The 12,207-nt window shown below is 68.7% G+C and carries 8 protein-coding genes; 1 reads left to right on the forward strand and 7 read right to left on the reverse strand.

Features of this window, described 5'->3' with window-relative positions:
- Positions 1-79: 79 nt before the first annotated feature.
- From E0H73_RS12435 to E0H73_RS12445, 3 genes are read right to left on the reverse strand one after another with little or no spacing between them, the layout of a single operon-like run.
- On the reverse strand, positions 80-2,845 hold the full coding sequence (locus E0H73_RS12435) for a bifunctional YncE family protein/alkaline phosphatase family protein (protein WP_131354101.1): 2,766 nt from the start codon (positions 2,843-2,845) through the stop codon (positions 80-82).
- Positions 2,846-2,851: 6 nt separating this feature from the next.
- The gene (locus tag E0H73_RS12440; RefSeq protein ID WP_131354103.1) at positions 2,852-4,207 is read right to left on the reverse strand and encodes an ABC transporter permease; all 1,356 of its coding nucleotides are present in this window, start codon (positions 4,205-4,207) and stop codon (positions 2,852-2,854) included.
- Positions 4,204-5,136 (reverse strand): ABC transporter ATP-binding protein, encoded by a 933-nt coding sequence (locus E0H73_RS12445; RefSeq protein ID WP_131354105.1) that lies wholly within the window; start codon positions 5,134-5,136, stop codon positions 4,204-4,206. The genes E0H73_RS12440 and E0H73_RS12445 overlap by 4 nt, the downstream gene beginning before the upstream one ends.
- A gap of 312 nt (positions 5,137-5,448) precedes the next feature.
- On the opposite strand from E0H73_RS12445, the gene E0H73_RS12450 reads away from it, so the two are divergent.
- Positions 5,449-7,506, forward strand: coding sequence for a HelD family protein (locus tag E0H73_RS12450; protein WP_131354107.1), 2,058 nt, complete (start codon positions 5,449-5,451; stop codon positions 7,504-7,506).
- On the opposite strand, the gene E0H73_RS12455 is transcribed toward E0H73_RS12450, so the two are convergent.
- From E0H73_RS12455 to E0H73_RS12470, 4 genes are read right to left on the reverse strand one after another with little or no spacing between them, the layout of a single operon-like run.
- Entirely contained in the window at positions 7,496-8,272 is a 777-nt protein-coding gene (locus E0H73_RS12455) for an enoyl-CoA hydratase/isomerase family protein (protein WP_131354109.1), read from the reverse strand. The two genes, E0H73_RS12450 and E0H73_RS12455, sit on opposite strands and share 11 nt — an antisense overlap.
- Positions 8,269-9,480: an acyl-CoA dehydrogenase family protein gene (locus tag E0H73_RS12460; RefSeq protein ID WP_131354111.1), complete on the reverse strand. Its 1,212-nt coding sequence runs from the start codon at positions 9,478-9,480 to the stop codon at positions 8,269-8,271. The genes E0H73_RS12455 and E0H73_RS12460 overlap by 4 nt, the downstream gene beginning before the upstream one ends.
- Before the next feature lie 37 nt (positions 9,481-9,517).
- Positions 9,518-10,555, reverse strand: coding sequence for a phosphotransferase family protein (locus tag E0H73_RS12465; protein ID WP_131354113.1), 1,038 nt, complete (start codon positions 10,553-10,555; stop codon positions 9,518-9,520).
- Positions 10,552-12,207 (reverse strand): AMP-binding protein, encoded by a 1,656-nt coding sequence (locus E0H73_RS12470; protein WP_131354115.1) that lies wholly within the window; start codon positions 12,205-12,207, stop codon positions 10,552-10,554. The genes E0H73_RS12465 and E0H73_RS12470 overlap by 4 nt, the downstream gene beginning before the upstream one ends.

The raw sequence follows: 12,207 nt of genomic DNA on the forward strand, positions 1-12,207 counted from the left end.
CATCCATCCCTGGTAGGAACGCAGAGGCCCCTGACCGGCGTGACGCCGGCCAGGGGCCTCGAAGGTGCTACCTGTTATCTCAGCCGTCGGAGTCCGGGGCCGGGATGAACGAGCCTGGCACGTCCTGCGGTGCGACGATCTTGTCCTCGCCGGGGTACGGCGTGGCCCAGTCGTGCGCCTGGTACCACGTGAAGTGGTCCATCTGCGCCGGGTTCGCGAAGTCGGCCTTGGCGTCCGGACCGGTGAGCCGCTGCTGCGACTTCCAGTCGTTCCACGTGGCCGCCATCTCCTGCATGTCCGCCGGTACGACCGCCTTCGGCGCGGGCGCCGCGAGCGGGTTCTGCGCCGCCGGGGTGTCCAGGCCGCAGGACGGCGGGGTGCTCAGACCGCCGGTCAGCGAGGTCCGGTTGGGCAGAGCGGTGAACGGCGCGTTGTCGGGGCGCTGGGTGAACGCGTCCCGCATCGGGGTGGCCGCACTGTCCTTCTGGTTCATCGGGTGGATCCCGAGGATCTGCTCGATGGTGCGCATCATCGTGATCTGCGAGTAGTAGTGGTTGTCGACCTTGCCGTGCTGGGCCCACGGGCTGATGATCTGGATCGGCGCCCGGTGGCCGTCGATGTGGTCCAGACCGGCCTGCGAGTCGTCCTCGACGACGAAGATCGCCGAGTCCTTCCAGTACTTGCTGTGCGAGATCGTCTCGACGATCTTGCCGACTGCGAGGTCGTTGTCGGCGACCTGGGCGGCCGCGTTCGCCGGACCGCCGGTGTGGTCGCTGGACAGCCAGAACATGTTCAGGTTCGCCGGCCCGTTCTTCTCGAAGTCCTGCTTCCAGATCTGCTCCCGGTAGATGTCCGGGACGCTGGTGTCGAACTTCGGGAAGCCGTGCACCGACACGTCGTTCAGCGACGGGATCGGCGACGACGAGACCAGCGGGTACGCCGTGTCCTGCCCGGTGGCGATCATGTTCTTGGTGTCGCAGTACAGGTTCTGCCAGCTGGCGCCGGCCGGCTTGGTCAGGAACTGCTGGAACTCACCGAAGTCGCGCACGGTCTTGCCGGCCGCCTGCGCACCACTCCAGATGAAGCCGGTCTGCTGGTGGCCGAGCGCGTCGTCCTCGGTGTCGTAGCTGCGCAGGTACTCGCCGGCCGAGGACTCGGTGTACTCCGGGTTGTCGGCCTGCATCAGCCAGTTGTGACCCTCGGCCGAGTTCGTGCCGATGTCGTAGGTGTTGTCGTAGAGCCCGAACTGCCGGGCCAGCGCGTGCTGGTTCGGGGTGACGTTCTCGCCGAACTGCGCGAGCGCCGGGTCGCCGTCGCCCTCCGGCATGTCGCCGTAGACCTGGTCGTAGGTCCGGTTCTCCTTGACCAGCAAGAAGACGTGCTTGATCGTCGACGGCTCGCCCAGCCGCTGCGGGACCGGCACCGGCTTCTTCTTCGCCGCCTCGCCCTTGCCGTTGGCCACCTGGACCGAGCCCTTGGTCCAGCCGTTCTGCTCGAAGACCGTGGCCGTGCTGGCGCGGATGGCGTTGTCGGTCGGCAACTTGAACCGCAGCAGGCTCGACGTGGTGTCGTGGGTGGCGTGCCCGGCGGCGGTCGTCGTACGCCGGGCGTCGATGCCCCGGGTGTTGGACACCAGTACGTCGTCGCCGACCGTGGCGATCTCGGCCGGGAAGTAGTCCGTCGGCAGCAGACCGACGTAGCTGACCGGCTCCAGCGGGGTCGTGTACTTGTAGACGGCGACCGCGTTGGCGCGGCCGAGCGTCACCAGCAGGTGACCGTCGTCGGTGAGCGTCACGCCGTCGGGCTCGTAGCCCACTGAGGCCTCCGGCCACGGCTGGGTCGCGACGGTCTGGACGACCTTGTTCTTGCCGGTGTCGATGATCGACACGTCGTTCGTCTGGGTGTTGGTGACGAACAGCGCCTTGCCCTTGGCGTACAGGGCGGTCGGGTGCAGACCGACGTTGATGCTGGTCGGGGCCGCGGCCGGCTTCGCCAGGTTGATGACGCTGACCGTGCCGGTCGTGGTCGCCGCGGTGACCGGGTTGGCCGGCACCGGGGTGTTGTACGAGTTGATCGTGGTCTCGCCGGGCCGCGCGGTCCGGCCGCCCTCGTTGCTGACGTACAGCTTGTCGCCGACCATGATCAGGTCACGCGGGGCGATGCCCACCGGCCAGCTCTGGATGATGTCGCCGGTGCCCGCGTTGATCGCGACCACGCGGTTCTGGCCGTTGACCGCGGAGTACACGATCGAGCCGTCGGACGAGAACACGGCCTCGCCCACCAGCGCGTGCTTGGGCCCGTCGGCCGGGATCGACACGAACGTCGGGTTGGCGAGGCTGCCGTCCGGGTTCACCGTGAACCTGTGGTAGCCGTCGGTCTGCCCGAGCCACAGCTGCGACCCGTCGGGGGAGTACGTCGGGCCTTCCTGACCGATGTCGTTGCCCGGGATGCGCAGGTTCGCCGCGGCGTTGTTGCCGATCAGCTGCTGCACCTTCCAGTCCTTCAGGTTCACGATCGCCAGCGCCATACCGCCGTCGGTGATCGAGGCCGCGACGTGGGTGCCGTCGGGGCTGACCGAGGAGGACATGATCTTGCCGGGCTGAAGGAGGAGGCGATCCCCGATCGGCTTGAGGTACTGGTCGCTGGAGATGACCAGACCCTTGTCGGTCGTGTCACCGACTTGTTGGGTACCGAACTGTGTGGTCTGGGCCGATCCGGTACCGGCGGCGAGGACGGCGACAACAGTGGCGCCTGCCGTGACGAGCGGTACGCGGCGGCCGATGCGTCGACCGAGAAGGCCCGAAGGCTTCTTCTCGACACGCCGGCGGAGGCGTGTTACCTGCATCTTGGGTTATCCCTTCGGGGTGGGTAGCAGGTCGACGTTGCCGTCGAACTGCCATAGGGGGTTGGGTGCGTCACCGATCGGCGTCCGGACCAGGAAGAAGCCGTTGACTTCCTTCGGTCCGTCGCCGTCGGCCATGAAGCGCCCATCGGCGGTGATGTCCAGTTGATAGATGGCCTGCCCGGTCGCCGCGACGTCGGGCAGATGCCACGAGACGACGCAACGCCAGTCGTTGCCGGGTCCTACCGGGTCGACCTTGCCGTCGCCCTTGGTGCACGCCGTCGAAGCCTGCAGTTGCGTTTCGGTGACGTCGGGGCGGTTGAGCTCCTTGGTCTGCACCCGGTAGAGGTGCGCGAACGCGGTCGACACGCCGGCCTCGACCTTGGCCTGCTGGATGCCGGCCGTCGCCGAGGCCGTCACCGCGGCGAGGATCGCGATGGTGACGGCGAGCAGGCCGACGAGCGGAACCAGACCGACGGTGATCGCGCGCCGGCCCGAACCGTCCGAGGTCAGGTTGGTGAAGTCGCGCCGCAGGAAGAGCAGGTACGCGAGCACAGTCGCGGTGGCCGCCCAGACCAGGCTGACGACGACGCCGATCAGCAACGGAGCGAGTTGACCCGGGCTGGTGAACAGGCCCTTCCAGGCCGTGAAGGCGTACCCGGGCAGAGCCAGCCGTACGGCGACCGGCAGCGGCAGCATCTGCGCCAACTGCATGGCCAGCGCGACGAGCGCGGGCAGCAGAAGACCCATCGGAGACCGGCCCAGTGCGACGGATCCGAGTAGGCCGATCGCGGCGAGGGCCAGGGTCGGGGCGATCGCACAGACCCAGGCGAGCAAGACGTTCCCGGCGGCATTGCCGGACGACAACAGGTGGCCGTCGAGGCCGACCAGCGGCTGATTGCCGACCGCGATGAGCCCGCCGACCGCGCTGGACACGGCCAGGCCGGCCATCAGCAGCATGATGACCGTGAGGCTGGCCAGTGCCTTCGCCACGAAGATCCGTTGCGGCGAACGGACCGCCACGAGCAGATGGCGCCAGGTCCCGAGCCGGTCCTCGGAGGCGAACACGTCTCCGGCGACCAGCGAGGTCAGCAGCGGGAGCGCCCAGTTCCCGGAGAAGCCCAGGATCACGAGCGGTCCGGCCCACCCGGTCGCATGCATCCAGCGGCCGAAGAGGGTGTCGACCGGAAGTGAGGTCTGCTGGCTGACCGCGGCGACGAACAGCGCGGGTGCGATCCAGCAGGCGACGACGATCAGGCGGATCCGCCACTGCGAGGTCAGCTTGACCAGCTCGAACCGGTAACCGCGGGCCACCGAGACGGGATGGGCGACGGCCGGACGGGCGTCGGCGACGGTCGCGGTCACTGACCGACCTCCTGCTGCTCGGTGAGGGCGAGGAACGCTGCCTCGAGGGGCGACACCACCGGCGCGAACTCCCGTACCGCGATGCCGGCATGCACCAGCCGTACGACGAGGTCGTCGAGCGCGGGCACCAGTCCACGAACAACGATGAGGTCGTCGTTCGGCGACACGGCCTCGTCGACCGTGATCCCGGCGGTGTCGGCAGCCACCTTGCGGGCTGACTCCGCATCGGACGTGACCAGGCGGTAGTCGAGTTCACCGTTCTCGGCCGCGAGCTTGCTCAGCGGTCCGGTGAAGACGATGCGTCCGGTGTTGAGAATGGTCACCTCGGAGCACAGGGCCTCGACGTCGTCCATGCGGTGACTGGACAGGACGACGGTCGTTCCCTCGGCCGCCAGTCGGTTGAGGACACCGTGGACATGTCTCTTGCCTGCCGGGTCGAGGCCGTTGGACGGCTCGTCGAGCACGATCAGCCGCGGCTTGGTGAGCAGCGCGGCGGCCAGGCCGAGTCGCTGCCGCATGCCGAGGGAGAAGCCACGGGTCCGGTCGTCGGCGACATCGGTGAGGCCGACCTCGGCGAGGACGGCGTCGATTCCGGCTGTCTCGGTCCCGCCGCGGAGGTCGGCCAAGGCCGCGAGATTCTGCCGGGCGGTGAGTGATGGGTAAAGGCCAGGTCCGTCGACGAAGCCGGCCACACCTTCGGGCGCGGCCAGTGCGCGGCCGACCGGCGTACCCAGGATCTCGAGGCTGCCGCTGTCGGCGACGGCCAGGCCGAGCAGGAGACCGAGCAGTGTCGTTTTGCCGGCGCCGTTCGGCCCGACGAGGCCGTGGATCTGTCCCTGCGCCACGTCCAGATCGATGCCGTCGAGGGCGACGACCTCACCGAACGCCTTGGTGATCCCGCGAGCCCGGACCGCGATGAGTGCGTCCATGCATCCCTTCCTTCATGACCTCAAGGAACTTAGGAAATGCAGACGACGCCCACGGGGGTCCTGAGGTTAACGGCCAGGGAACGGGCGGCGACCGATATCCATCGGTCCCAAATGTAGTGCCGAACCGGGTCGCGGGTAATTCGGTAGCGGCGCGTCGAGGGCGCTGGTAACGTCCTCGGCCTGTCTTTTCGGGTGGCTTCTCTGCACTGCGTGAAGGATCGAATCGAACCGGATGGTTCTCCGGGGCGGGACCCTGTTGATCGCCGCCAGTCCGTCGTTCGTACATCTGCCAACAGAGTCGAGGCTCTTTCGATGGTCGATTCCGCACACACCCTTGCCGGCACCGATGAACTCGAGGCCGAACGGGCCTTCCTGACCGAGGCCCGCGCCGCGCTGGCCCGCATGTACGGCGACGTCTTCGGGCGCGAGATCCCGGTGATCGGGGGTGAGGACAACGACGAGCGCTTCACCAACGAGGCCAACCAGCGCGCGTACGAGCAGCGGACCCGGGCGCTGATCGACCTGCCCGACGTACCGCTGTTCTTCGGGCGGCTGGACTACGAGGCCGGTGCGATCGAGGAACTCGAGCGCATCTACATCGGCCGCCGGCACGTGCACGACGGCACCGGCGCACCGCTCGTCATCGACTGGCGCGCGCCGGTGTCGGTGCCGTTCTACCGCGCCACCCGCAGCGACCGGCAGCGAGTCCTGCTGCGGCGCCGGTACGGCTTCTCCGACCACGCCGAGTTGACCGGCTTCGAGGACGAGCCGCTGATCGGGACCGAAGTGGCCGACCAGGCCGACGCGTTCCTGCGCGCCGAGATCGAGCGCCCACGCACCGGGCCGATGCGTGACATCGTGGCGACCATCCAGCCTGAGCAGGACGATCTGGTCCGTGCGGCGCTGCATCCGTCCGTCTGCGTGCAAGGCGCACCCGGCACCGGGAAGACTGCCGTCGGCCTGCACCGGGTGGCCTATCTTCTCTACACCGAACGGGAACGGCTCAGCCGCGGCGGCGTCGTGATCGTCGGACCGAACCGGTCCTTCCTCTCCTACATCCGCAAGGTTCTGCCCGCGCTGGGCGAGGTCGACGTACGGCAGACCACCATCGACGAATGGATCAGTCAGGCCGCCGTGGCGGTCGACGAACCGGAGGCCGCGCGGGTCAAGGGCGATGCCCGGATGGCCACCGTGCTGCACCGGGCTTTGTGGTCGTACGTCGGTACGCCGACCGCCGGAGTCCTGTACAGCAAGGGATCCCGGCGCTACCGCGTGCACGAGGACGAGGTCAGGGAGATCGTGTCGTCGTTGCGCGAGTCGACCCGGTACGCGCCGGGCCGCAATGCTCTCGCCCAGCGGATCGCGCACGTCGTCCTGGTCCGGATGGAGGAGCGCGCCGAGTCGCCGGACGACCGCGTGCAGAACGCCGTGGCCCGCTCGAAGCCCGTGCGGGAGGTGCAGGATGCGGTCTGGCCGCGAGTGTTTCCCGAGCAGGTGCTGCATCGACTGTTCTCCGATGCCGAGTTCCTCGCGCAGGCCGCCGGCGACGAGTTCAGCGAGGACGAACGCGCCGCGCTGCTGTGGACCAAGCCTGCGCGGTCCTGGAAATCCGCGAAGTGGTCGGCCGCCGACACCGTGTTGCTCGACGAACTCGAGGATTCGATCGAACGCAGCAGCGGCTCACTCGGTCACCTCGTCCTGGACGAGGCACAAGACTTGTCGGCCATGCAGTTGCGCGCGCTCGGCCGGCGCTGCCGCACCGGTTCAGCCACTGTCCTCGGCGATCTCGCCCAGGCGACGACCGCGTGGGCCGCGGGCTCCTGGGATCGCGTCCTCGGTCACCTGGAGAAGTCCGACGCCGTGGTGGCCGAGCTCGATCGGGGCTTCCGGGTCCCGGCCCAGATCATCGACTTCGCCGCGAGGTTGCTGCCGGACATCGCGCCCACGCTCGGCGTACCGACCGGTGTCCGGACGGTCGAGAAGGCGCTGAGCGTCATCGAGGCCGACGAGCGCTCCTTCGTGGACAAGCTGGTCGACGCCTGCAGGGCCGACCTCGGCGGCGAAGGTTCGGTCGCGCTGATCGCGGCCGACGACCAGGTCTCGGCGTTGATGGACGCGCTTGTCGCCGCGGGTCTCGAGCCTGCGCTTCTCGGCGCGGGCGAGGAGGAGATGGACGCGACGCGCCTGGTCTGCGTGCCGGCCTCCCTCGCGAAGGGTCTCGAGTTCGACGCGGTCGTGGTCGCCGAGCCGGCCCGGATCGTCGCGGCCGAACCGCGAGGCCTTCACCGTCTCTACGTCGTTCTGACCCGAGCCGTCAGCCGCCTCCACATCATCCACACCGAACCTCTGCCGGCCGCTCTCAGTCAGTAGCGCTGGGGAAGGCCGGGCCACGCTTGTCGAGGAAGGCTTCGATTCCTTCCTTGGCGTCGGGCGTGCTGACCGCGGCGCGGATCGTCAGAGCCTCGCGGCGCATGGCTTCCGCAGGGGCCGGGGTCGCGGTCATCCGGAGCAGCCGCTTGGCCACCACCTGGGCGGACCGCGAGCCGGCGAGCAGTACGCCGACCACGCGGTCCACCGCTGCCGCAAGTTCGTCGTCCGGGTGGACCTCTGCGACGAGACCCGCGGCCCTCGCTTCCTCAGCCGTGAGGAGTGGGTTGAGGAGTGTGAGGTACAGGGATCTGTGCAGTCCGAGCGAGGCCGTGAGGAGGCTGGTGCCTCCGTCCGGGGACAGTCCGACCTTGGTGTAGGCGATCGAGAACCGTGCCGAGTCGGCGGCCAGTACGACGTCCGCCGCGGCCGCCAGGGCGACACCGGCGCCGGCGGTGACCCCGGCCACGACCGAGACGACGATCGCATTGAGATTGTGCAGTTCGCTGATCGCTCGATGCAGGGTTTCGGCGAGGTCCTCGACGTACTGTTCGCGATCGTCCGCGGCCGTGATCGCGGCCAGGTCGCCACCGACGCTGAACGCATCGCCGTCGGCCGCGAGCACCACGACGCGGACATCGTCGACCCGGGCCTGGCGGAGTGCGCTGCCGAGTTCCTGCAAGGTGTCGAGGTCGAGCGCGTTGCGCCGCTCCGGCCGGGCCAGCGTGATGTACGCCGCCCCGCGGCTGCTGCGATAGCGGATCGTCATACCGGCAACACCGGCGTACGCGCCAACTCCGCCTTGGCCAGCGACTGCAGGTGCACTTCGTCCGGGCCGTCGAACAGGCGCATCGCCCGGTGCCAGCCGTACATGGCCGCAAGCGGAGTCGAGTCGCAGAGTCCGGCCCCGCCGTGCACCTGGATGGCTCGGTCGATGACCGCCGTGGCCGCACGCGGAACGGCGACCTTGGCCATGGAGACCAGGTGCCGTGCGGCCTTGTTGCCGGCGGTGTCGATGACCTGGCAGGCCTGGTGGCAGAGCAGCCTGGCCTGCTCGATCTGCAGTCGTGACTCCGCGACCTGCTCTTGCAACATGCCTTGCGCTGCGAGCGGCGCGCCGAACGCCACTCGGCGGTGCGCGCGATCGGTGAGCATCGCCAGGGCGCGCTCCGCCGCGCCGAGCGCACGCATGCAGTGATGGATCCGGCCAGGGCCGAGCCGTGCCTGGGCTGCTGCGAACCCGCCACCCTCCTCACCGAGCACATTGGTGACCGGCACCCGGACACCGTCGAGCCGCAGCTCGACATGCCCGTGCTGATCGTGCCGGCCGAAGATCGACAGATCCCGTTCCACGGTGACGCCCGGAGTGTCCATCGGCACGATGACCATCGTCTGCTGGCGATGCACCGGCGCCGAGGGATCGGTCTTGCCCATCAGGATCAGGACCGCGCAGCGAGGATCGGCCGCGCCGGTGATCCACCACTTCCGGCCGGTGATGACGTAGTGGTCACGGTCTCGTTCGATCCGGGTGCCGATGTTGGTCGCGTCGCTGCTGGCCACGTCGGGTTCGGTCATCGCGAACGCCGACCGGATCCGGCCCGCGAGCAACGGCTCGAGCCATTCGCGGGCTTGCTCCGGCGTGCCGAGCAGGTGCAGCAGTTCCATGTTGCCGGTGTCCGGCGCCTGGCAGTTGATCGCCTCCGGTGCGAGATCGCTGCTCCAGCCGGACAGCTCGGCGATCGGTGCGTACTCGAGCTGGGTCAGACCCGACTCGGATGGCAGGAACAGGTTCCACAGGCCGAGTTCCTGGGCCCGCAGCTTCAGCTCCTCGACGACCGGCGGGACGCTGTGGTCCTCCGGACCCGCGGCGGCCCGGTACGCGTCGTACTTCGGCTCGGCCGGCAGCACGTGGTCGCGCATGAACACTGTCATCCGTTCGGTCAGCTCCCGCGCCCGGGGCGACGCCTCCGCGATCATCTGTGATCTCCTCCTCCGATTCGATCCGTACGCCGGTTCAGCCGTCGAGTGCTTGGTGGCCGCGGGCAACGAGTGGGCCGACCAGGCCGGCCAGCAGTTCGAAGCCGCCTCCGACGGTCTGGCCCCGCAGGTCGCGAAAGTGGATGCTCTCGAAGATCGCGGCCACCTTGTAGTACGCGAACCCGAGGTACCAACCCATGGTGCCCACGGGAACGTCCTGGTCGGCGGCGTACCGTTCGAGCAGCCGGCTGCCGGGAGGGAACGCCTGCCACTCGCCCGGTACCGCCGCCACCGGGCTGTTCAGCCCGGCGATGCCGTCCCACCAGACGAGCATCGAGGCCAGGTCGGTGAGCGGATCGCCGATGGTGGCCATCTCCCAGTCGAGGACGGCCCGGACCCGCGGTACTCCGGCGTGTTCCTCCAGTACGACGTTGTCGAGCCGGTAGTCACCGTGCACCAGCGTGGTCCGCGACGACCGGGGCAGGCCTTTCGCGAGCCGCTCGCCGAGCTCCGCGATCCCGGGGATGTCCCGCGACCGGGACGCCGCGAGTTGCGTGCCCCAGCGCCGGACCTGCCGCTCGAGGTAGCCGTCCGCACGGCCGAGGTCGGACAGACCGACGCTGGCCGGCTCGATGTCGTGCAGGACGGCGAGCGTGTCGACCAGGGCGTCCGCGACCGCCTGCCCGGTCTCCGGGCTGACATGACCCAACTGCTCGGCGGTGCGGTAGATCGTGCCGTCGGCGTACTCCATCAGGTAGAAGGGCACACCGATCACCGACTGATCGGTGCAGAACAGGAACGTTCGGGGGACCGGCACCGGTGTCGGTGCCAGCGCGGACAGGACGTGGTACTCGCGACCCATGTCGTGGGCGGTCTCGAGTACATGGCCGAGCGGAGGCCGGCGGAGTACCCATCGTTGCCGGCCGTCGTCGAGCAGGTAGGTGAGGTTCGACCGTCCGCCCGCGATCAGCTCGGCCGACAGACCACCACGGAGCCCGCCGGGCAGGCGGTTCCCCAGGTAGGTGCGGAGAGCAACGAGGTTGAGCCCGGGCAGGGTGCCGGTGCCGTTCCTCACCCCGCTTGCTTCCGGAGTTCGCGTCGCAGGATCTTGCCGGTCACCGTCTTGGGCAACTCGTCGATCACCTCGACGCTGCGCGGATACTTGTACGCCGCCAGCCGGTCCCTGCAGTGCGCGATCAGCTCGTCCGGCGTCGCCGTCGTACCCGGCTTGAGGCTGACGTACGCCTTCACGGTCTCGCCGCGGTACTCGTCCGGTACGCCGACGACGGCCGCCTCGCGTACGGCGGCGTGCTCGTACAGCACGTCCTCGACCTCGCGCGGCCAGACCTTGTAGCCGGCCGCGTTGATCAGGTCCTTCTTGCGGTCGACGATGTAGAACCAGCCCCGCTCGTCCATGAACCCGACGTCACCCGTGCGCAACTGCCCGCCGGCCAGCGCGTGCGCGGTCTCGTCCGGCTTGTTCCAGTAGCCGAGCACCACCTCGGGGCCGGACGTGACGATCTCGCCGATCTCGCCGGGCGGAAGGTCGTTCCCGTCGTCGTCCTGGATCCGCACCATCGTCCCCGGACCTGGTACGCCGACCGAGAGTGCACCGCTGACCGGATCGACCGGAGCGTGCACGCCGCGCGGAACGAGGTGCGAGGGTGACGTCGTCTCGGTGAGTCCGTAGACGTTGTGGAGATAGATGCCGAAGTCATCCTCGAAGCGCTGCGCGATGGCAGGGGAGATGGGCGCGCTCCCGGAGTACACAGTGGTCATCGATGCGAGATCCGCGCGCGTCGCGCCCGGCGTGTTCGACAACGCGATGAACACGGTGATCGCGCCGACCGTGAAGGCCGGACGGTGTTCACGGATCGCGTCCAGCATGACTCCCGGATCGAACCGGTAGGCCAGGACGAGTGGTCCGCGTGTCAACACGGACACTGAGATGTGCGCGATCAGCCCGGTGATGTGGAACAGCGGCGCGACGCCGAGGACCCCGTGGTCCGAGGACAGTCCGCACCAGTCGCGATACACCTGCGCGTTGTAGGTCACGTTCCCGTGCGTGTTCATCGCACCCTTCGGCGTACCCGTGGTGCCGGAGGTGTAGGTCAGGAACGCCACGTCGTGGGCTTCGTACGACACCGGCTCGGGACGCACGCCGGCGTGGGCGGCGATCAGTTCGACGAAGTCGGAGGTGCCTTCGTGCCGGGTGCGTTCGATACCTTTGAAGATGCGTTCGTCGTCGCGGCTCTGGTAGTCGAGTTCGCTGGTGGTGACCACGAACCGCACGTCCGTGTCACCGACGACGTCGCGCGCGACCCCGGCGTACAGGCCCTCCAGGCACAGCAACGCGGTCGCGCCGGAGTCCTTGAGATGGTGCGTGAGCTCGCGCGTCTTGCTCATCGGATTCACCGGTACGACGATGCCGCCGGCCTTCCAGGCGGCGACCAGGGCGATGACGAACTGCGGCACGTTCTGCAGATAGAGGGCGATCCGGTCGCCACGGGTGAACCCGTTCGCCTGCAATGCGACGGCGAAGGCGTCGGACAGTTCGTCGATCTCGCGCAGGGTCAGCACGCCGTCGAAGTACTTGACGGCAACGGAGTCCGGGCAGTCGGCGACCGAGGCGCGGAACATCGCCAGCGCGTCGGTGAACTCGGGCTCGAAGTCGGTTGCCTGGCCGGCGGCGTACCGGCCGAGCCAGGGACGGTCGTCGTAGCTCAT

The sequence above is a fragment of the Kribbella pittospori genome, assembly GCF_004331465.1.
GTDB lineage: Bacteria > Actinomycetota > Actinomycetes > Propionibacteriales > Kribbellaceae > Kribbella > Kribbella pittospori.